This is a genomic window from Vibrio marinisediminis (genome assembly GCF_014050145.1).
Lineage (GTDB): Bacteria > Pseudomonadota > Gammaproteobacteria > Enterobacterales > Vibrionaceae > Vibrio > Vibrio marinisediminis.
Window position 1 is genome coordinate 179753 of sequence record NZ_JACFYF010000001.1, and the last position, 20793, is coordinate 200545.

Below are 20793 nucleotides of genomic sequence, written 5' to 3' on the forward strand. Positions count from 1 at the left end.
TCATCCACTTTTACATGGCATCACCACGCATAAGCATTGCATCCTCCATGCTTTTCGAGTGTTCCAAATCACCTCTTTCATGATTTATCAGTCATTCATTTCTACGCTTTATAACGCAACCAGCCATTATTTAAATGACAAATAATGACGCAAGTCAATTCAAGGTAGAACTACCCCTTAGTTAGCATAGATTTCACTTATTTCGCCAGATAACATGATGAATCAAAGTGAAAGACAACAGTAATGAGGAACCTATCATGGCATCGATTCAAGAGTTTATGACTCAGCACCATAAGACATGTGACGATCTTCTGGTGGAAGCAGAAGCAGTATTAGCCAATAAAGACTGGGGCACCTTTGCTGAGCGCTGGGCTCAGTTTGAAAAAGAAACATTGCACCATTTTGACCTTGAGGAGCAAATCCTATTTCCGGCTTTTGAGCAACAAACGGGTATGACAGCCGGTCCAACGATGGTGATGCGACAAGAACACGCACAAATTAAATCCATGTTCGAGCAAATGGCATCAGCTATTGAGCAGCAGGACATTGAACGTGCTATGGGCAACAGTGAAAGTATTATGATCTTCATTCAGCAGCACAATATGAAAGAAGAGCAAATTCTCTACCCAATGACCGATAATCATCTAAGTAATAGCGCAGAGATTGTGAAACAAATGAGCTCTCAATAAGCTCTCGATATCAGCTGATACCATACAATGAGGACCGAATGGATTTAAACCAAATAACACAACTAGATGTGAGTGAACTTGAGCCACCACAACCAATGCACGAGATCACTGCCGCTTTGCAGCAATTGACTCATGGTGAAGTGTTAGCTGTGAAACACAGGCGCAAACCCATTCCTCTATTTGAAATGATCGCAGGACGCTTTGAATACCTATGTGAGGAGATCACACCATCACACTTCCAGCTCTATTTCTGGCACATTGACGATTGCAAAGCCAAGGCGTTGGCAAAGCAACTAAACCATGAGAATAGCCAGCAATGAGAATGGCAGGTCTAAACTTCGAAGCGATTCCGCCTCTTTCTTCCCCTATTCGCTTTTACCTTACCGCCACGGCTTTTGCATTATTGGCCGCCATCATGATAGCGCTCCATGGCGAAACACTCTGGCTCAGTCGCTGGATGCCTGCCACGCTTGCCATCACTCACTTGATTGCTCTCGGCGTAATGGCGATGATCATGATCGGGTCATTGTTTCAGGTCATGCCCGTATTATGTGGTGCCGCCATTCCAATCAAGGGCTGGTCATTGCACCTGTTTCACGCGACTTTAACAGCCGGTGTTTTGTCATTAGCTGCCGCCTTTCTTGGCTGGTTGAGCTTTCTAATTCCGTTTGTTTTGTTAGGTCTGAGCCTTGGCTACTTCAGCCTGACATTAGCTTGGTTATTGCTAACGCAAGCAAAGGGGGAGCAAACTCGGATACCGATTCTATTGGCCATATTCGCGCTCTCAGTTTTAGTATTACTCGGGCTCATTTTACTCAGTGGGTATTTATGGGGCTATATGCCGACCGCAGGCAAAGTTCTGACCAATCTACATGCTGGTATTGGGAGCTTTGGTTGGATCATGTTGTTGATCATGGCGGTGAGTTTTCAAGTTATTCCAATGTTTCATGTAACTCCCCCTTACAGCCCAACATGGCGATATGCACTGATTACTTTACTGCTCACAGGGTTGATTCTCGCTAGCATGCAATTGCTCCACTTTGCTGCTGCTTGGCAATTAGCATGGGGGTGGTTGCTCTCTATTGGTGCCACTCTCCTGTATTGCGCAGTCACGTTAGAACGTTTAACAAAGCGTAAGCGTAAACTACCCGATGTCGTGATTAATTACTGGCAGTTTGGTTTAATGAATTTGATACTAACCTGCTTGCTCTCGGTTTGGTTAATCGTGCCATTTACCAAACCCGATTGGGCGCTATTGTGGCAAACCAAACTTGAAGTATTACTGGGTTTCCTATTTGGCTTTGGTTTTGTCTTAGCCATTATTCAGGGCATGTTACTTAAAATTGTCCCCTTCCTTATTTCGTTGCACTTGCAACGCCTGATGATGCAAAACCCAATGGCGATGATCCCTTTGCCAGATCACTATCAATTGATCAGCCGTGTCCGAATGAAACGGCAGTATTTCTCCTACCTCGCGTTACTTACCGCGCTTTGGCTCGCTTTTCTCTTGCCAGCGACAACCCCTTTGATGGCGGTGGTATTTGCCATTAACTGGCTCATTATTGCCTATAACATTTTTGGCGCACTCACACTCTATCGCGAGTACAGAGACAAGCTAGTAAACGCACCTAAGCTGTCACTATAACAGTGCACCTATTCAGTGCTGGTTGTCTTTGAACTAGTACTAATCCCATCTTGGTTTATCAAAGATAGCGATGGAGACGGTGTTTTTGCCAAATAAAAAAGCCCGCGGATACGGGCTTTTTACAATTCGTAGTTTGTACTTAGCGTTGCTTAGCAGATTTGACCGGCGCCAATCGCTACGTCTTGTTTGTTATCAATGGTTGCTTGCGCGACTAAACGTAAGCCTTCAACAATCACATCTAACGACATCGTTGCTTGGTTACCCGTTGTATCTTGCGCTGGCAATAGTGGAATATGCACAAACCCATGCCCAATGTTCTTACCAGATAGATAGTGCTGAACACCGTAGAACAAGTGGTTACATACAAAAGTACCCGCCGTATTCGAAACTTGGCAAGGAATGCCTTGCTCTTGTAGCGTACGCGTGATGGCTTTGATTGGTAGCGTTGTAAAATACGCATCAGGTCCATCGACCACCACTGGCTCATCAATTGGCTGATTGCCGCCATTATCAGCAATACGGAAATCATCAACGTTAATTGCCACACGCTCAGGTGTAATACCCGCACGGCCACCTGCTTGACCAACGGTAATAACAAAATCAGGCTGGTGAGTTTCAATCGCCGCTATCACAGTATCGACTGATTCATAGCGAGTTACCGGAACTTCACAAACAACGATCTCGCCACCCTCAAGTTTTGCCTCGCCCAGTTGCTTTACTGCTTCCAGCGCTGGGTTAACTGACGCGCCGCCAAAAGGTTCAAAACCTGTAATTAGTATTTTTTTCATCATTATTCTCAAAAGGCAAAGCTATACATTAGAAAGATATTGAATGTCAGGATCAACAAACCCGGTACCACTTGCATCATAATAACGTGGTGTTTGTTTTTCAGCTCCAGCAATGCCGCAGGCACAACATTGAAGTTAGCCGCCATCGGTGTCATCAACGTACCGCAATACCCTGACAACATGCCTAATACGCCGATAATGGCTGCGTTACCGCTATGATCTAAGATCAATAGAGGAATACCAATACCTGTGGTGATCACCGCAAACGCCGCAAACGCGTTACCCATAACGATAGTGAACAACGTCATCCCCACGCAATACGCGATCACCTTCACCAACAGCATGTTTTCTGGGATCATCAATTTCACGATCGAAGCAACCGTATCACCCACGCCTGCCTGATTGAACAAATAGCCCAATGCCGCGAGAAACTGAGACAAAATGGCAGCCCAACCGATTGAGTCAATCAAACGGCGCCCTTCATTCAAGCTGTGCATTGGCTGGCTTTTGGTAATCACCAACGCCACTATAATGGCCGCAATGGAACTGATTCCCAGACCAACCAAAGCGCCAAGTGGGGTTAATTGGCTAATAAGCACCGTACCCGCTGGCACAACAATCGCTGGAACAAACAGTTTATTCTTCAGCACAGACGCACTTTGCTTACGCTCCACATCAGAAGTGGTGCCGTAGTTGCCGATGCCCATAAAGCCACCAGCAGCCAACGCCGTTAACATTAACACCATCACACCAGTTACCCAATGAGGCATCATGGCACCAAAAATAAACGTCAGACCATAGATAAGCCAGAATAGACCACTACCTACTCGCTTAGGGTTGTTGTTATCTAGAAAACTTTGTAAAGAAAATGCCAACAGCAATAGACCGGTGGCTTGGTAAACATACTCAAGCATCGCTTAGCCCTCCTCTGTTGGTTGTGGTGTTTGAAGCGCTGAAGTCTCTTTCTCTAAACGCGCACTGATGTACTTGGTGTAAATGCCAAACACAACAAAAGAAACCACGGCGGTTGGTAATGCCCAAAGCGCCATCGTTTCTAACTTCACGTCCAACTGGTTATCACCCATTACGCCTTTAATCAGCAACAAACCGCCTGTACCAATGAACAGCAATTGGCTAAAGAAGTTACCGAAGTTCTCACTCGCCGCTGATAACGCTCGAATTGTTTGACGTTTTTCATCAGCTAAGTTTGGCGATGCCTTCTCTGCCGCCGCTTCAGACATTGGCGCAATCAAAGGGCGGATCATAGATGGGTGACCACCAATATTTAGCCCCATGCCATTAGTGATTTTTCGTAATAGCAGATAGGTCATCAAGATTTTGGCGACCGATGCCTTTTTCATTGAGCCAATCAGGTCTTCAGCGCGTTGACGCAAACCGTAACGCTCCAAAATACCAATCATTGGTAGCACCAAAATAAACAAAGACATGTAGCGGTTCTGAGTAAAAGATTGACCAAGAGCGGATAAAATATCCATCACCGCAATATCAGCGACTAAACCTGTCGCCACGCCCGCAATTAAAATCACCAATAGCGTATTTTGCTTTAGAGCCAACCCTACTGTGATTATCACAATGCCAATTAATGGCCATAAATCGATCATAGGTTTTCCCTAAACTTCCCGTAATAATTATTTTCAATCAACACCTTAAAAATAAACTGTTGATGCTCTGAGTATACGGAACAAAAAACACGTGCTTCAATCGGGATTTTTTGTGATATCCAACAAATTAATTTGGCTAAATTTGAGTAGTGGTCGGAGCTTTTTCGCAGCAAAACGTGATAAGCAATCGTTACACATTGACCTTTTTTATTCATCTTATTGGGGTGGCTAACGTCGCTTTTAGCGTCCAAGCCAGCTTCACCAGCCTGAAACATCATCACTTTGCCTGCGGCGAATTTAAAGGCTTACCTATAAAAACAGGGAATATGCTACAGTTCGAGACCGCGGCTTTATCTGCGCTGACTCTTCTTTTAATAAAGGTACAAAATCATGTCATTTTCTTCTCTCTCGCTTAGTGCTGATCTCATCAAAGCACTACCGAATGACATACGCACTCCAACAGAGATTCAATCACTGGCGATCCCAGAACTTTTAGCAAAACAGGACGTTTTAGCGCAGGCAAATACGGGAAGTGGTAAAACCTTGGCTTACGGCTTACCGATGCTGCAGCAAATCCTCAGCTCCAATGAACTTCAGCAAGGTTTGGTTCTTGTACCAACACGTGAGCTGGCTATCCAAGTCAGCAATGCGCTTGAGCAGTTAGGCGCCTCTTTGGGCGTGCATACGCTTTGCTTATGCGGGGGGATCGACAAAACAATCCAACAACAAGCCCTCACGCACCAACCTCGTATTCTGGTTGCCACCACCGGGCGCTTACTTGACCTCATCAATGATGGCTCACTCGACCTAAATACGATCTCTCTACTGATTTTAGATGAAGCAGATCGATTGTTAGACATGGGCTTTTGGCAGGATGTACAAAGTATTGCGGGGAAAACAGCCGAAGGTCGCCAAACTGCGATGTTCTCAGCGACTTTTTCCGATGAGCTGAAACAGAAAAGTCAGCTTTTAATGGCAGCCCCTAAGCGACTTGCGGTTCACCAAGAAAACAGCACTAATCAAGATGTAGCAGAAACCCTCTATTTAGTGAATAAAGGCAGTAAAACCAAAGCATTGATTCACCTTATTGAACAAAATAAGTGGCAACAGGTATTGGTTTTCATTGGTGCCAAAGACAATGCAGATAACCTAACTAAAAAAATCAATAAAGCGGGTATCACGTCAGCTTCACTGCATGGCAATAAATCCCAAGCAGAGCGCGAAGCAGCACTAGAGCAATTCAAAAAAGGCGACACTCAGGTATTGATTGCTACCGACCTTTTAGCTCGAGGCATTCACATTGAACAATTGCCTATCGTGATTAACTTTGAATTACCTTCTCACTCAGAAGTTTATGTACACCGCGTTGGACGCACCGCCAGAGCAGGCAATCAAGGTATGGCCATTTCTCTGGTCTGCCATGGTGAAACAGACAACCTCAACGCGATTCGCACACTGACTCAAAGAGCGCTGCCACTCAAAGCACTCGACGGTTTTCCTGTGACAGACCAACCTTCGACGGGAGAAAGCAAACGCGCGCCTCGCGATAAAAAAGCCAACCGCCGAACCAATAATAAAAAGAGCATCAAACAGTTCCAAGGCAAAGCAAGTAAGCCAGTCTCACGCTCTAAATAAGATAGCCAATACGAAAAGAGCCGATATCAATCGGCTCTTGGGTAGAACATTGGTTAGCTAGGGTGGCTATTTTTCAATTCTCATCACCGCATCTAAGTGTTCACGCATACACTGCTCTGCTCGATTCGGATCTTTATCTTGAATCGCATCAAAGATCATCACATGCTCACGATAGTTTTGCTTATGATAAGGCGTATAATCCGTTGGATTACGCGTCAGTATCAGCCAAGAAATCAATGTTTCATACAGCGACGAAACCATCGGATTTTTGATCACATCGATAATGCAGCGATGGAAAGCAATATCAGAGCTGACAAATGCGTCGTAATCATCGCAATGTGATTTGTTTTGCTCCAAGACTACACGCAGTTTTTCCAAATCAGCATCAGTACGCACTAATGCTGCTTCTCTTACAATCGCAATCTCAAATAGCTGTCTCAAGTGCTCAAACTGATGCTTTTCATCTTTCTGAGATAATAAGCCAATCGCCAAGCCAGAGACGTTATTCATCAACGTTTCAGTACAAGGTTTCGTTACTCGCGTTTTCTCACCACTTTTGATTTCCACCAACCCTTTTTGAGAAAGCTTCATCAAAGCTTCTCGCACCGAAGGTCGACCTACGTCAAATGCAGCCATCAGTTCACGTTCAGAAGGTAAAGTGTCTCCTTCCTTCAACGTATTATTTATAATCAGCTTTTCCAACTCTTCAGCAACGCTATCGGATAGCTTAGTTTTTTTCATTGGCTTCAATGGAAAGGCAGTTAACCCCATCAGAGTTTCCTCTATATCAATGTATTCTATCGCGCGGGTACAGATGTGCCCAATTGAACCACGACATTCAAATATCAACCAGTTTTATATAACTAATTTTTGTCTAAGCCTTAAATTCAGGCAATAGTTCGTTCCGTATTTTCAATTTATGCTCAATATCGCGCATTGGTATTGTGGCAAAAGGGAATCTCATTGTGGATGAGATGCCTGACCAGCCCCCAAGCGCCGCCATAAATTTATCAACGGCGGCATTACAATATCCTTGTTCGGTAATATAGGGCGCGATTTCCTGTGCCATAAACTGTTGAATTCGGTTCTCGAGTTCCAAAGCTCTTGGGTTTAAAGCCAAGCAATCTTGAGTCCAAGTTTGTGTCGCCATTGGGTTCAAACAACACACATTTGAGTACGCGCCTTTTGCGCCTTTATACGCATCTGTCGCCAAAAAGTGCCCCGCAACAAAAATTGAAGCTCTTGAGGCTAAACCACTCGCCTCCAACTCTGGCGTAATACGCGGCAATTTGAACCCAACTAAATTGGGCACTGCATCGTACAGCCCTACCAACTCATCAGCCGTTAGATTTACTTTTGCATGCGGCGGATTATATAACACGATATCGATGCCGCTTGCGGCTTGCTCGACTTTCTCTAGAAAAACTTTTGCTACATCAAACGAGCATGGGAACCAATCTGGCAAAATCACTTGAATTGCCGTTGGAGACAAGCTTGCAGCAAACTTCACTCGCTCAATTGCCGCTTGCGGATGACAATGACTCGCGCCGATTTGGAACGGCATATCCGCTTGGTGGCATTTTTCAGCTAACAGCTCGCTAATCTGCTCAAATTCCACTTCAGATTGTGTATAAAACTCACCAGCGGTTCCATTGGAATAAATGCCATCGACACCCGCTTCAATATAGTAATCAATCTGTTCAGCAAGCTGACCAAAGTTAATCTTTTCATCGTCGATTGGCAGTAATAACGTCGCCCAGTTTCCTGAAATCATAATATTGATGCTCTTATCTTAATCACTACTTTGTCCACAGTATCAGCATGGCAGGCGTGCTTAACCATCGGTCGATGCCACTCTCTAGGCATAAACACACAATATTGCTGGCGCTCGAGAGTCACAAACTGCTCGTTCACTACTTCCGCCTGCAACTCGCAATCATTTTCAAACGGCTGTCGCTGCATAAATGATTCAGACTCTGGCTGGATGCCAAAACCGATGGTTTCATACCCTGACAAGGTAAGATGAATATCAATATATTCTTTATGCAGTTCTAGCATTGAATCTTCAATCGCCCGCGCACTACCACGAATTCGATTTACAAAAACATCATCCCCTTTGATCTGATTGATACCATCAGGCATTGAGTTAAGATCTTCCGCAATGACTTGGCGAATTATCTCTCCAAATATTTTGTCTTCAGACAAACGATCTAATGTTGCAATTATCATTTTACTCAGCAGTGATTACGCGCTGCTGCCTACTGCAAATTAAAGAAAATAGTTAGGTAGAAACATAACCATCTGCGGGAACAATATGATCATTGCTAACACGGCAATAAGTGGCACTAGGAATATTAAAACTGAACGTGCTAACACTTCATATGGGATCTTACCGACCTTTGCGACTACGAATAGCGAGACTCCCATGGGCGGCGTTAATATCCCAAGCATCATGTTCATCACCACCACGATACCGAAATGCACAGGGTCAATACCAAGTTGCACGGTAATTGGCAGTAAGATTGGGATCAAAATTAATAGCAGAGCTAAGGTTTCAATAAACGCACCTAAAATGAAGAGCATTATTGATACCAGCACTAAGAATATTAAAGGTGAATCCGTGACTTGCAAAAACAACTCTGCTGCTTTTAGCGGAATGTCTTCTTTGACGATGACATAGCCAAACAGACCCACACCGCCAATCAAAAACCCAATTACCGCTGAGGTATTCACCGATTCATGTACCACTTCCAGAAAACGTGCAACGGTCAACTCGCGGTAGACAACAAAACCTAAAAACATCGCATAAAGTGAAGCAACAACCGCCGCTTCTGTCGGTGTAACAATTCCTGAAAAAATACCACCAATAATCAGTACTGGTGTTAACAAAGCGAGCGACGCGTCTTTGAAGGAATAACAGATCGTTTTGAACGACGCGCGTGGGTAAACTGGGTAGCCTTTCTTCTTCGCGATGAAGTACACCATCACCATCAAAGATGCGGCACACAATAGTGCAGGAACAACGCCGGCGAGAAACAAAGCGCCAATTGAAGCCCCCGACATAACACCATAGATAACGATGGGAATACTAGGTGGCATCAATGGGCCAATCACACTCGATGCTGCGGTAATTGCACCCGCAAAGCCATCATCGTAACCTTCGTCACGCATCGCTTTTATTTCTAGCTGCCCCAATCCGCCCGCATCTGCGTGAGCAGAGCCAGACATACCAGAAAACAGCAAACTTGCTAGAACGTTAACGTGACCAAGAGACCCCGTTAAATGCCCGGTTAAGTCACGAGCGAATTTGAACATTTTGTCCGTGATGCCCGCAGAGTTCATCAACAGACCACTAAAAATGAAGAAGGGTACCGCAAGCAACGGAAATGAGTTCAACCCGGCAATTATTTTCTGCGAAGCGAGCGCAATGCCTCCATTCATAAGCAGGTAAATGATTGAAACAACATAGAGCGTAAACGCAACTGGCATTCCCACTGCTAACAGTGCACCCCAGCCGCCAAAAATACCAAACATAGCGATTACCTTTATTTACATAGATGGGAAGTAACGGTGGCATTGCCACTTTGTGGCTGAATCAGCTTAGATATCGAAATCGCGGCATTTAATGATGATTTAATGAAAGCCAAGATAAAACCAAGCGGTACGGCGCCATATAGCGCTGACATTTGTACATCCATCGTAATGGAACCTAAACGGTCCATCCTTTCTGCAAAAATATAACCATGATGAACAATGATCAGTGAAACAACGGCAAATAACCCATGGATCAACACATCAAGAATCAAGCCTGATTTATTCCCTAGTCGGTTAGGTACAATATCAACTGCAATATGGTCACGACGTGAGATAGCTTCGCTTGCACCGACAAACACAATGTAGATGTAGAGCCAGCGCGAGAGTTCTTCCGTCCAAGGAATAGCAAAACTGAAAAAGTATCGGCTCATGATCTGGATCGTTATTACCGACAACATCAGTAAAAATAGGAAAATAGAAAGGTATTTTTCGACCAATTCCATTTTAGTAATTATCTTATACATAGTTGGATCCTATTCAGTAGCGGGGCACAATACCCCGCTACAAGCACAGTTACTTCGCGTCAATCAGAGTTTGGGTAAATCCTTCACCATACTGTTTATCGAGTGCCGCATAGTAAGGTTTCATTGCTGCGCGGAATGGTTCTAAATCAGGGTATGTCACTGTTACTCCCGCTTGTTTGAACAGCTCAAGATGCTTTTCAGTGTTTTCATTGATTCGACGTTCCGCTTCTTGTCCACCCACTTTCAACGCTTTGATTAACCATTGCTGCTCTTGCTCTGAAAGATCGTTCCAGCGCTCAGAGTTGATCGAAAGCGTTTGGTCTTGAACCACATGGTTAGTCATCGCTAAGTACTTTTGTACTTCATAGAACTTCATTGCTTCGATAGAAGGGATAGGGTTTTCTTGGCCATCCACCGCGTTAGTTTGTAGCGCTAGGTATACTTCCGCATAAGCAATTGGAGAAGGGATAGCACTGGTTGCCTTAGCGTAATCAATCAATGCTTTCGCATTTGGTGTACGCAGTTTGAGACCTTTCATGTCTTCAATTGAGTTGATGGCACGGTTTGACGTAGTTTGACGAACACCAAAATACCAGCTGTCGATCGGTTTGATTTGGAAGTTATCTTCTAGCTCTGCACGAACCTTCTTACCCCACTCACTCGATTGAATCTTTTTCAGGTGGTCAAAATCTTTAACAATATAAGCCGTCTCTAGCGCACCAAGCTCAGGTACATATTGAGCGTAACCACCAAATACCTGCATAGAAAGGTCAAGTTCACCAAGCGAAACTTGCTCTAGCATTTCATGCACACTACCAAGCTGTCCGCCTTCGTACAGACGCATCGTTAACTCACCACCAGAGAGCTTTTCTAGCTCTTGCGAAGCTTTCACCATGCCATGGTAAATTGGGCTGTTGTAGGCTTCATTAAAGCCCGCTTTCAACTCCGTTTTTGCATATACATTAGCTGCCAATAAAGCAGAAGCGATAACAGTGATTTTTAGGGTTGTTTTCATCGTCATTTTCTAATTATCCTTTTTAGAATTGGATCGTATTGTTAAGCGATTGATTACTTAACAAACGCTTGATTTGACTTATATAAATGTCAATTTTCTTATAGTTTTCATCCATCGACCCACCACCAGTGTGCTGAGTTAGGTGAACATTGGTTAGCTGCCATAAATTTGAATCTGGCAGCAAAGGTTCTTGAGTTGTCACATCCAAACAGGCGTTAAAACTTAAGTCTTCAACGGCTTTGACATAAAGCGCCGCTTCGTCGACAACCTGCCCTCTACCGACATTTAAAAACGTCGCTGCGGGACGCATTGCCGAAAAGAGTGCGGAATCAAAAATACGCAGCGTTTCGGTATTTGCTGGAATGGTGGAAATAATAATGTCGCTTTCAGATACGTTTTCTAGCAAAAGGGCTTTGCCACCTTGTCGCATTTCTTTTTGATCAAACTTAGAAATATGGCACCCAAAAGGGGTTAGCAGTTGCTCTATTTGGCGACCAATATTGCCGTACCCTACAAGCAGAACTTTTGCGTCTGATACAAGGCGTTTTTTAGGTCTCAGCTCATCTTTAACCCATAACGATTGCTGTTGAGCCAGCTTTAACGCGGGGAGTTGTCGATAAATGGAAAGAAGATTGGCAACCACCTCTTCTGCAACGGCAACAGAAAAAAAATCATTCAGGTTATGAACCGTAATTTTGCTATCAGTCGCCCAGCAGTAGCCATTAAAATTGTCGGTGCCCACAGAGTCGAGCAAAATGGTTTTCAAATGCTCCATCTGTCCAATCCAATCGGTATCGAAATTTCCTATCGCTAATTCAACATCCTTACATTGCTCCAACTCGCTACTGCCGTTGTTAAAGATAAATTCAAGCGACTCATCAGCATGAGTGACAAAGTAACTCTTCTCTTGTTCACTAAGGACAGGGTGTACATATACTCTCATCGCAAATCCTCTTGCCAATTCAGATGGCTTTTTTCTAAAGCGCTCACCCCATCAGGCAACGGGAAGCAATGGTATATGCCTTCTGGTTTGTAGCCATATGTCTTCTCAACCTCTTCACTCAACTCAATGCCAATACCAGGTAAATCAGGCAAGCTCAGGTTTCCATCTTCAATCAAGCTATCAAAATCAAACAACGCGTTACGTAGCTCGAAATTCGGCATTGGGTATTCAATAAGATCACAGTTGGCGGAAAATGCGGCGATATAATTCGCCATCATGGCAACCGCCCCACCCCATGAGTGCACCACAGCATTCACGCCCGCACCTTGTGCATAGCGACAAACCTCAATGGTACTTTCTATGCCGCCAATGACTGAGGCATCTGGCTGAACGATGTTGTAGTAACGGCGATCAATTCGTTCAAACAACTCTTCTTTGGTGGTTACAATCTCACCACCAGCCACACAAACATCTTGCAGTTCTGAAAGCTGTGGTAATAGCGGAAGCTTGTCTAAACCTAGGCACTCTTCAACAAATACCAATGATTCCCCAGTACGCTGCTTTACATGCTGACAAAACGCCAATACTTGCTCTGGTGTTTGTCCGTTTACGGCTAAATTTTGCGTCATATCAACAGCGACTCTAATGCCATATTGCTTCGCGGCATTAATCGTCCACACGGTTTTATCCACTTGATTGTGTCTGGCACGAATTTTAATGGTTTTGATACCACGTTCAGCGAGTTGCTGAAGCTCTTGCAACATATATTGGGGATGCAAAGAATCGCCCCCCGAGCCATACATGGCGATTGAATCTACCTTTGTTCCACCAAATAGCTCGATAGCAGGAACGCCTTGGCATTTGGCATAGGCGTCAACTAATGCGATCTCGATAGCGGAAATCACATGTTGCGCGGCGCCTTGTAATGACCAGTACGCCGTCATGTTTTTTGCTTTGGTTATAATCGATTGGTAACCGGAAGAAACATCCTCGCCAACAATTGCTGGTGCAATAAGATCGGTAATGGCACAAAAGACCTCAGGTGCAAATACCCCTAAATACCCTTCACCTATTCCTTTCAAGCCGTTGCTCAAAGTGATCTCAACCATTGAACAACAGCGCAACCCTAGAGGAAGATGCAATTGGTTTTCAGCACACCCTTCAAAGCCATACTGACCAGTTAAAATAATCGGGCGAATGTTCTTCACATAAATCATTCAATCATTCCCTTCATCAAAGGTAAGAACGCTGCGCCAAGTACACCACTTGAGTCACCATGCATCGCTTTCACAACCGGAGTTGAGACTTTTTTACTGAAGGTATAGTGGCTGAGTTTCTGTTGCACTAAGGGGTAGATAGCGTCTTGATTGGAAACGCCGCCACCTAAGACAATGACTTCTGGGTCAATGATATTAACGATGTTACCCAGGATTCTTGCCAAACAGTCACAGTAATATTCCACATGCTTAATTGCCTGTTCATCCCCCTCGCTATACGCGGCAAATATCTGTTTTGCAGTACGTGGCGAGTGTTTCAAAGCCCAAGTTCGTTCAAAGCCTGTACCGGAGACAAACGATTCATTGCAGTTCATTGAGCCGCAATAGCAAAGCTCCTGTGGTCCATCAATTTCAGGCGCATAATGGGGTAATGGGTTGTGACCTATCTCTCCGCCTAAGCCATGCTCACCATCGACGATGTTGCCATTGATAACCACACCACCGCCACAGCCCGTACCAAGGATGACTGCAAGACAAGAACCTTTCGCTTCCCGCGCCGCGCCTGATTCAAACTCAGATATTGCTAAGCAATTCGCATCATTGGTGAGCGCGATCGGAATAGAATAGCTTGAACGCAAGTCTCCCAAAAAATCTTGCCCGTTGAGATACAGAATATTTGCGCCTTGCATTTTGCCTGTCGCTCGTTCAATTGAGCCACAACAGCCAATCCCTATGGATTGAATTGTTTCCTTTTGCAATAGGGTATTGATCACCTGCTTAATCGCAGCGAGAAACGCCGCATAGTTAGTCTTTGGCGTATCGACACGTAAGCGGTGCACAACTTGGGAATCATGAGGGGATACGATCACCCCCTCCACTTTGGTCCCACCGATATCAAGACCAATTAGCATAAGCCAGCCTCAACCAATTGTGCGAGTTTGGCTTGGTTTTCTCGACTAACTTGATTAATAGGTCGACGGCAGCTATCTGAGCTTAAAATACCTTTCAATTTAAGGACATGTTTTAGACCTGGGATAACACCTGCGCTAACCAAGGTATCAATCACTTGATTGGCTTCTCGTTGCAGAGCAGTTGCTTTAACCACATCACCCGCTTCTATCGCTGTACTGATCGCTAATATACGCTCAGCTTGAATGTTGTATGTTGAACCAATGCCACCTTTCGCCCCAGCAACCAAACCTGAAGCCAAAATCTCATCAAACCCGTTGAATACGGTTTTATCTGGATTGCCGCGAGTCAGTTGCTCCATTTGATACAAGTCGGCAGAGGTTTGCTTTAACGCGACTACACCGTCAAGGTTCAGTAGCTCGCTGATTTGGTCTCGGTTTAAGCTCATGCCCGAAAATGCAGGAAAGTTATAAACAATCATCGGCTTACCTGCCGCTTGCACAATATCGGAATAATGCTTTTTCAATTGTTCAAAACCGACCGGATAATAAAACGGTGTCACCGCCGAGATAGCATCATAAGGAAGATTGCCAGCAGCTTTAGCTAAGGTTTCACTCTTCTTGGTTGAGATGTCACCAACATGCGCAATTAACGTCATGTTTGAACTGGTAGTCACTTCCGCAGTGGCTTTTAGTAATTCAATTCTTTCCTCGGTACTGCATAAGAATGCTTCGGCCGTTGAGCCACCTACATACAGACCTTTAAGACCAGAATCGCAGTTAAACTGCACCAATTTTTGCAAGTCTTCGTAATTGATACTCTCATCTTGGTTAAATGGAGTAAGTGTCGCAGCATAAAAACCAGAGAAATCCATTGATGTGTCCTAATTGTTCATTTTTAACTCCACTCACTATACCTGTTATACCAGTATAGTGTTAGACAGCGATCACATTTAGCGATCAATAAACAATCAATGCGTTTGTTTTTTGATCGCAGTTGCAATTGTTCAATGACCTTTCGCGATTTGATGAGCATGATTAAGGCGGTAATTATTACGGGAAACCCCCAATAATAAATATAAAATACAGTCACTTAGATGATAGTCATTCTCTGAAAAATCTAATCATGCCGTATTGGGTTTAGCCAGTTAAACCAAGTGGCTCAGCATAAACGGTTGAGGGAAGTTTTTTGTTTTGCATAGCAACAAATCAAGTAGCCAGCAGATACACTGGCTCTTGCTGTTTATTTGCGGGTGGTATGTCTTGTAAGGATGAGTATAAATATCGGGAGTAGAGATTGGCTTAATAGAGCAAATCTTCGGCTACAACGTATTGGTTTCTACCTTGCTCTTTCGCCTTATACAAACATTTATCAGCCAGAGAAAACGCTGTTGAATCCTTGTTTAGTTGATCAAGATTACAAGGACCACTGGCACCGATAGACACAGTAACAGCCAAGCTCTGTTGGGAGAGGTTGAGTGGTGAACGATTGATTGCACTCACTAGTGATTGGGAGTACATTCTGAAATCTGGGCGGTCTTTGACAAGCAGTAAAAACTCTTCGCCTCCCCAGCGAATGAACAGTTCATCGGATTCAATTTGCGCTTTCAACTTTAGCGCAACATCCGCTAAAACTTCATCCCCCACTTCGTGTCCATAGCTATCGTTAATACGTTTAAACCAGTCAATATCCACCATCACCAAGCGGTACTGTTGCTCTTTATCAAGCACTTCTGGCTTACGTAACTCTCGGTAGTAAAGCCTTCTGTTTCCACCGCCAGTGAGCGGATCAAGGTAAGACAAATCATGTAAGCGTCTGTTCTGTCGTCTATCTATCACCGAGCGTGATACAAACCAAAGCGTTACAATAAATACTACAGCCAGCCACAAAGTCAGAATTTTAAACCGATCACCGGTGAGTTGCCCTTCGAGATCTTTTAATTGATTTTGGACACCGAGCAAGTCACGCTCTTTTGCAATGGATCTCACTTCAAATGCCGTCTCTAACGCATGGAACTCATTGATGATCTGCTTTCTCTCTTCACCGTGGTACTTTTTATAGACAGTTAACGCTTGCTTATATTCACCACTCGCTTCGAAAATCTCAGCCAATAACAGGTTGCTTCGGATTAACCATCGATGGTGTGAAATCTGTTTGAATACGCCAATGCTCTCCGATAATACCTTGACCGCATCATTCTCTTTACCTTGGTCAAATAGAGCAAGGGAGCGCAAATACAAACATATACCCATTTGTTTAGGGTATTGACCAATGTCGCTATCACCAAGGCATTGCAATGCCGACTGTTCAGCGTCAACTGCATTACCCGCCAGTAAATCGACTCGTCCTTTGGCTTTGAACGAAACAATATGCAAATACCGAGATGTATCATCGTTAATGTACTCCATCGCTTTTTCATAATATTCCGTCGCCTTATCAACGTTATTTAATTCGATGTGAACATAGGATAGGTTGAAGTAGATGACAGTGAGTCGATTCTCCATAAGCTGACCGGGAGTGCGGTAGAACTGCTCTGCTTTCAATAGATACTCGGTCGCTCTATCCCATTGCTCTAAGTGCACAAACAACAAGCCTAGATTATTGTTGAATCGACCATTGTATTCATTGTTCGGGTACTTACTGCCCAGCTCTAAACCTTTACTGAAATAGAGCTGCGACTGTTTCAGCTGATTCAAAGCATTGTGGAGAATACCAGCCGTGTTGTACGCCTCCAGCAATATAAAGCCCGCTTGATCTTTCTCTGCCAGCGCGATGGCTTTTTTGATGTTCACAAGACCTTCATGATAAGCATCTTGTCTCAAAGCCTTGAAGGCACGCTCGGTATAAAGCTTTGACTCTAACCAAGTGATTTGTTGTTGCGTTGCTAACTCGAACAAGGCGTGATCATATTGAGCGACACTTTCCCACTGCTCGTGACTTTTCGCGACGTTTCGTTGGATCCATAGCTGATAAATTAATTCAATCAATTCAGGTTTGCGTGCTAACGCTTTACTCCAGTCATCTAAAACTTGCTGCGCTTGTTGTGGCTTTGAATTCGATAAATTTAGAATAGAAATGAGGGGATGTTTTTCATCAATCGCGAGAATTTGCTTTTCAGGGCTAGGGATAGAAATCAATGCCACATTTGAGTCAACATGGCTATTTTTAAGCAAAAACGCGTCTATCGTTACCACGATAAGCATAGAGAGGAGCACGATCAGTAAACTAAATGTGGTTTTCTTTAGCATCTGGTAGACACGACCTTACCGTTAATATCCAATTCGATTCGATTGTATCTCATTATAGTCTTTGTAATAAAGCTGAAACATACGACTAATTTAGCAAATAAAAAAAAGCCATTTCCCCCATTAATATCTCATTACATTAACTTTATTTAATTGATGCTACTTTCTAAATTTGCTCACTCAATTGATAGCGAGTTTGAACTGTTCTGAGTTATGCACAAAGTCAGTAACTTAATGCTTAAAGGATAGCCCCGCTAAAGACAAAAAAATGCCGCTCACTTTCGTGAACGGCATTTAATTAGTTGCTTATTTTATTGGTCTAGCTAATCGCCAAATTAAGCGATGAACTGAGCTAGGATAATTACTACACCACAAAGAGTTGCTGCACCCATTGCGATTGGACCACCTTTAACACGGTAGAAGTGAGCTTCTTTGTGTACTTTACGAGAAGCGATAGTCATAAGCACTGGTAGGAAGATAGCAATTACAACTAGAGCGATTGCTGCGTAACCTAGAGCCATGATGAAGCCTTGTGGGTAGAACAAAGCAAACGCTAGTGGTGGTAAGAAAGTAATTAGTGCTACAGAGATACGGTTGCCTTTTAGCTTGTCTTTCGTTGTATCACGTAGGTAGTCAAATAGACCTAGGGAAACACCCAGGAAAGACGTCACTAGTGCCAAGTCAGCAAACAGACCGATCATCACTGCAATGTTTGAGCTGCCTAGAGTTTCACCTAGAACACCAATCATCGCACCTAGTTCACCGTTCTCCATTAGTACGCTTTGCTCAACCACACCAAGAGTACATGCTAGCCAGAAGATGTAAACCACTAGAGGGATACAAGAACCGATAAGCATTGCTGTACGTAGGCTCTTAGTCTCACCCTCGAAGTAAGTAACGATCGAAGGAATCGAACCGTGGAAACCAAACGAGGTAAAGATTACAGGAAGCGCTGCGAAGAATAGACCCCAACCTTCTGGAGAAGCAGCTAGCAACGTGCCTGAAATATTAGGGCTCAAGAAAACAAGTACCGCTGCCATTGCTAACATCATAGCGCCGAACAAAACACGGTTTACTTTATCAACTACCGCTGTACCAGCTGCTACAAGCGCCGCTACGATAGTAACGAAGATTAGTGAGCTCATCCATGCAGGAATCTGAATACCAGTTAGCTGGTCTAGACGAGTTGCCATGTTGCTACCGCCACCTGCAACGTATGCTGCACATAGTGCATACAAAAGCATGAACGTAGCGATTGTTGCGGCAATTTTACCTGGATTACCTAAAAATTTAGAAGAAAGTGTGTGTAGGGTTGCCGAACTATCAGCATGTTGGTGAACTTCTAGCATCAACATTGACGTATAAGTCATCAAAGCCCAGAAACCAAAAAGTAGTAACAATGACACGCCAAAACCTAATCCAGCTGACATCAGCGGGATAGAAAGCATACCAGCACCAATTGATGTACCAGCGATGATCAAACCGCCGCCAATCACCTTGGAGGTGCTATTCGTTGATGTTGTTGTAGTTATTTCCATATGTTGCCTTTTTATTATTAACAGTAGGTACTGGCATCTATTAAATAGCGCATTATTCAATTAGGAAAGAGTTAATCGAATAAAGATAATTGACTTCCTTGTATATAAAAAACAACAGAATAAATGCATAAAAGTGAGAGATCAATTCTCTTTTATTTATAAAAATAAGAGGTAAATGACTAGCAATGAATGATGAAATTTGCATCAAAGATGATAAGTGGGACGCTGCAAACACTTTTTAGATATGAAACGAGTATCTGTAAGTTGTACATTATTTTTTACAGTCAGTGTTTATAGCCCTTTTACAATTCAATTCGCTTAAAAATAGAACATTAGCCGTTTATTTTATTTACCAAAATATTAATAAACACTCGATATAACTTAAAAACTATTCACATTTATTTTACCACCACTATCACTATATAAGTAATACGATTCGTTGAGTTGAATTTAAATTTTCTCTGTTTTTGGGTTTAAAACGATAATTACTCATCAAACTGGTTAATTTATAAAATTCAGATCATCAAATTGCTTTTTTGATTGGAAAATAAAAAAGTCACCTAAATAAATGCACCATCGAAAAGAATTAAACAACTAAACCTACGTCACAGAAGTTTACACCTCGTTCATCTAAGCAAATCACTGTGCATTCAATGCGGGGCTAGCCAAGGTGCAAAAAATCATTACAATACGCCGGTTTTGTTATGACGGTGTACATCCATTGAAACTCAGTAAACGACTCAAACACATTGAACAACTTGTCGGCTCAGGTTATGACCATATCTGGGATTGTTGCTGTGACCACGGTTTTCTGGGAATGGCTTTACTTAAAAAACAAGCCGCCGCTGATGTTCACTTTATCGATATAGTTCCAACCCTGATGCAAGAAGTAGAAAGCAAACTACAGAGCTACTGCCATCAATCTGCATCAAATTGGCATGTACACTGTATGGATGTCACTAAGCTTCCCTTAGACCAATTTAAAGGTAAGCACTTAGTCATAATTGCTGGAGTTGGCGGCGACTTGATCACCCAGTTTATTGAAAGCTTGAATCAACAATACGCTTGTCTAGACATCGATTTCCTCTTATGCCCTGTTCACCACCAGTTTAAGCTGCGCTATGCGCTTAACCAGCTTAACTTTGGCTTGATGGATGAACGACTTATAAAAGAGAACCAACGCTTTTATGAAATCATCTATGCCTCTTCCCCCTCAAAGAAAAGAGAGAATGTCGTCAGTTTAGTTGGCAATAAAATTTGGCAGGCAAAAACACAAGCGCAGTTATTGATCAACAATGAATACTTACAGCAAACGCTAAATCATTACACTCGCATACAGCAGGGTCGAAAAAGAGACGTGCAGACAATCATTGATTCATATCAATCCATTGTACTGTGAGGGTCATACATAAGGCGGAGGGGCATATATAACTGCCCCTAACCTGTCTATCGATTCCAGACACATGGTCTAGTGGAAGACCTTAAGGGA

The 20793-nt window shown here is 43.5% G+C and carries 20 protein-coding genes; 5 read left to right on the plus strand and 15 right to left on the minus strand.

Annotated elements, in window-relative coordinates; genetic code table 11:
• Positions 1 to 257 precede the first annotated feature (257 nt).
• From H2O73_RS00905 to H2O73_RS00915, 3 genes are read left to right on the plus strand one after another with little or no spacing between them, the layout of a single operon-like run.
• Entirely contained in the window at positions 258 to 689 is a 432-nt protein-coding gene (locus H2O73_RS00905; RefSeq protein WP_182105609.1) for a hemerythrin domain-containing protein, read from the plus strand.
• 38 nt (positions 690 to 727) lie between these two features.
• Positions 728 to 1009, plus strand: a complete 282-nt coding sequence (locus H2O73_RS00910) for a DUF2249 domain-containing protein (RefSeq protein ID WP_182105611.1) — start codon at positions 728 to 730, stop codon at positions 1007 to 1009.
• Positions 1010 to 1011: 2 nt separating this feature from the next.
• Positions 1012 to 2334 (plus strand): hypothetical protein, encoded by a 1323-nt coding sequence (locus H2O73_RS00915; protein ID WP_182105613.1) that lies wholly within the window; start codon positions 1012 to 1014, stop codon positions 2332 to 2334.
• Between the two features lie 149 nt (positions 2335 to 2483).
• Here H2O73_RS00915 and pcp read toward each other — a convergent pair whose 3' ends face one another.
• Genes pcp through H2O73_RS00930 form a run of 3 tightly spaced genes read right to left on the minus strand, consistent with a single transcriptional unit; the run spans position 2484 to position 4744 of the window.
• A complete protein-coding gene (gene pcp / locus H2O73_RS00920) occupies positions 2484 to 3122 on the minus strand; it encodes a pyroglutamyl-peptidase I (protein WP_182105615.1) in 639 nt (212 codons plus the stop codon).
• 8 nt (positions 3123 to 3130) lie between these two features.
• Positions 3131 to 4036: a DUF979 domain-containing protein gene (locus tag H2O73_RS00925; protein WP_182105617.1), complete on the minus strand. Its 906-nt coding sequence runs from the start codon at positions 4034 to 4036 to the stop codon at positions 3131 to 3133.
• Between the two features lie 3 nt (positions 4037 to 4039).
• Entirely contained in the window at positions 4040 to 4744 is a 705-nt protein-coding gene (locus tag H2O73_RS00930) for a DUF969 domain-containing protein (protein WP_182105619.1), read from the minus strand.
• 390 nt (positions 4745 to 5134) lie between these two features.
• On the opposite strand from H2O73_RS00930, the gene H2O73_RS00935 reads away from it, so the two are divergent.
• Entirely contained in the window at positions 5135 to 6379 is a 1245-nt protein-coding gene (locus H2O73_RS00935; RefSeq protein ID WP_182105621.1) for a DEAD/DEAH box helicase, read from the plus strand.
• A 66-nt stretch (positions 6380 to 6445) separates the two neighbouring features.
• On the opposite strand, the gene H2O73_RS00940 is transcribed toward H2O73_RS00935, so the two are convergent.
• The 12 genes from H2O73_RS00940 to H2O73_RS00995 form a co-directional block, all read right to left on the minus strand.
• The gene (locus tag H2O73_RS00940) at positions 6446 to 7150 is read right to left on the minus strand and encodes an FCD domain-containing protein (protein ID WP_182105623.1); all 705 of its coding nucleotides are present in this window, start codon (positions 7148 to 7150) and stop codon (positions 6446 to 6448) included.
• Between the two features lie 103 nt (positions 7151 to 7253).
• Entirely contained in the window at positions 7254 to 8153 is a 900-nt protein-coding gene (locus H2O73_RS00945; RefSeq protein WP_182105625.1) for a dihydrodipicolinate synthase family protein, read from the minus strand.
• A complete protein-coding gene (locus tag H2O73_RS00950) occupies positions 8150 to 8608 on the minus strand; it encodes a NanQ anomerase/TabA/YiaL family protein (RefSeq protein WP_182105627.1) in 459 nt (152 codons plus the stop codon). Before H2O73_RS00950 ends, H2O73_RS00945 begins: the two co-directional genes overlap by 4 nt.
• 39 nt (positions 8609 to 8647) lie before the next feature.
• Positions 8648 to 9913: a TRAP transporter large permease gene (locus tag H2O73_RS00955; RefSeq protein WP_182105629.1), complete on the minus strand. Its 1266-nt coding sequence runs from the start codon at positions 9911 to 9913 to the stop codon at positions 8648 to 8650.
• Positions 9914 to 9924: 11 nt separating this feature from the next.
• The gene (locus tag H2O73_RS00960) at positions 9925 to 10437 is read right to left on the minus strand and encodes a TRAP transporter small permease (RefSeq protein ID WP_182105631.1); all 513 of its coding nucleotides are present in this window, start codon (positions 10435 to 10437) and stop codon (positions 9925 to 9927) included.
• Positions 10438 to 10486: 49 nt separating this feature from the next.
• Positions 10487 to 11458, minus strand: a complete 972-nt coding sequence (locus H2O73_RS00965) for a sialic acid TRAP transporter substrate-binding protein SiaP (RefSeq protein ID WP_182105633.1) — start codon at positions 11456 to 11458, stop codon at positions 10487 to 10489.
• Between the two features lie 16 nt (positions 11459 to 11474).
• Complete coding sequence (locus tag H2O73_RS00970) at positions 11475 to 12395, minus strand: NAD(P)-dependent oxidoreductase (protein ID WP_182105635.1); 921 nt, start codon at positions 12393 to 12395, stop codon at positions 11475 to 11477.
• On the minus strand, positions 12392 to 13612 hold the full coding sequence (locus H2O73_RS00975) for an enolase C-terminal domain-like protein (RefSeq protein ID WP_182105637.1): 1221 nt from the start codon (positions 13610 to 13612) through the stop codon (positions 12392 to 12394). The genes H2O73_RS00970 and H2O73_RS00975 overlap by 4 nt, the downstream gene beginning before the upstream one ends.
• Entirely contained in the window at positions 13609 to 14523 is a 915-nt protein-coding gene (locus H2O73_RS00980) for an ROK family protein (RefSeq protein ID WP_182105639.1), read from the minus strand. Before H2O73_RS00980 ends, H2O73_RS00975 begins: the two co-directional genes overlap by 4 nt.
• On the minus strand, positions 14517 to 15395 hold the full coding sequence (locus H2O73_RS00985; RefSeq protein ID WP_182105641.1) for an N-acetylneuraminate lyase: 879 nt from the start codon (positions 15393 to 15395) through the stop codon (positions 14517 to 14519). The genes H2O73_RS00980 and H2O73_RS00985 overlap by 7 nt, the downstream gene beginning before the upstream one ends.
• 427 nt (positions 15396 to 15822) lie before the next feature.
• Positions 15823 to 17769, minus strand: a complete 1947-nt coding sequence (locus tag H2O73_RS00990) for a tetratricopeptide repeat-containing diguanylate cyclase (RefSeq protein WP_182105643.1) — start codon at positions 17767 to 17769, stop codon at positions 15823 to 15825.
• Between the two features lie 332 nt (positions 17770 to 18101).
• Positions 18102 to 19304: an aromatic amino acid transport family protein gene (locus tag H2O73_RS00995; RefSeq protein WP_182105645.1), complete on the minus strand. Its 1203-nt coding sequence runs from the start codon at positions 19302 to 19304 to the stop codon at positions 18102 to 18104.
• Positions 19305 to 20025: 721 nt separating this feature from the next.
• Between H2O73_RS00995 and H2O73_RS01000 the strand changes: the two genes are divergently transcribed.
• The gene (locus tag H2O73_RS01000) at positions 20026 to 20703 is read left to right on the plus strand and encodes a tRNA (adenine(22)-N(1))-methyltransferase (protein ID WP_182105646.1); all 678 of its coding nucleotides are present in this window, start codon (positions 20026 to 20028) and stop codon (positions 20701 to 20703) included.
• Positions 20704 to 20793 lie beyond the last annotated feature (90 nt).

Bases quoted from the DNA above. Each gene is read 5' to 3' on its own strand.
- H2O73_RS00905 (WP_182105609.1), top strand. From the start codon at position 258: ATGGCATCGATTCAAGAGTTTATGACTCAGCACCATAAGACATGTGAC.
- H2O73_RS00910 (WP_182105611.1), top strand. From the start codon at position 728: ATGGATTTAAACCAAATAACACAACTAGATGTGAGTGAACTTGAGCCA.
- H2O73_RS00915 (WP_182105613.1), top strand. From the start codon at position 1,012: ATGGCAGGTCTAAACTTCGAAGCGATTCCGCCTCTTTCTTCCCCTATT.
- pcp (WP_182105615.1), bottom strand. From the start codon at position 3,122: ATGAAAAAAATACTAATTACAGGTTTTGAACCTTTTGGCGGCGCGTCA.
- H2O73_RS00925 (WP_182105617.1), bottom strand. From the start codon at position 4,036: ATGCTTGAGTATGTTTACCAAGCCACCGGTCTATTGCTGTTGGCATTT.
- H2O73_RS00930 (WP_182105619.1), bottom strand. From the start codon at position 4,744: ATGATCGATTTATGGCCATTAATTGGCATTGTGATAATCACAGTAGGG.
- H2O73_RS00935 (WP_182105621.1), top strand. From the start codon at position 5,135: ATGTCATTTTCTTCTCTCTCGCTTAGTGCTGATCTCATCAAAGCACTA.
- H2O73_RS00940 (WP_182105623.1), bottom strand. From the start codon at position 7,150: ATGGGGTTAACTGCCTTTCCATTGAAGCCAATGAAAAAAACTAAGCTA.
- H2O73_RS00945 (WP_182105625.1), bottom strand. From the start codon at position 8,153: ATGATTTCAGGAAACTGGGCGACGTTATTACTGCCAATCGACGATGAA.
- H2O73_RS00950 (WP_182105627.1), bottom strand. From the start codon at position 8,608: ATGATAATTGCAACATTAGATCGTTTGTCTGAAGACAAAATATTTGGA.
- H2O73_RS00955 (WP_182105629.1), bottom strand. From the start codon at position 9,913: ATGTTTGGTATTTTTGGCGGCTGGGGTGCACTGTTAGCAGTGGGAATG.
- H2O73_RS00960 (WP_182105631.1), bottom strand. From the start codon at position 10,437: ATGTATAAGATAATTACTAAAATGGAATTGGTCGAAAAATACCTTTCT.
- H2O73_RS00965 (WP_182105633.1), bottom strand. From the start codon at position 11,458: ATGACGATGAAAACAACCCTAAAAATCACTGTTATCGCTTCTGCTTTA.
- H2O73_RS00970 (WP_182105635.1), bottom strand. From the start codon at position 12,395: ATGAGAGTATATGTACACCCTGTCCTTAGTGAACAAGAGAAGAGTTAC.
- H2O73_RS00975 (WP_182105637.1), bottom strand. From the start codon at position 13,612: ATGATTTATGTGAAGAACATTCGCCCGATTATTTTAACTGGTCAGTAT.
- H2O73_RS00980 (WP_182105639.1), bottom strand. From the start codon at position 14,523: ATGCTAATTGGTCTTGATATCGGTGGGACCAAAGTGGAGGGGGTGATC.
- H2O73_RS00985 (WP_182105641.1), bottom strand. From the start codon at position 15,395: ATGGATTTCTCTGGTTTTTATGCTGCGACACTTACTCCATTTAACCAA.
- H2O73_RS00990 (WP_182105643.1), bottom strand. From the start codon at position 17,769: ATGCTAAAGAAAACCACATTTAGTTTACTGATCGTGCTCCTCTCTATG.
- H2O73_RS00995 (WP_182105645.1), bottom strand. From the start codon at position 19,304: ATGGAAATAACTACAACAACATCAACGAATAGCACCTCCAAGGTGATT.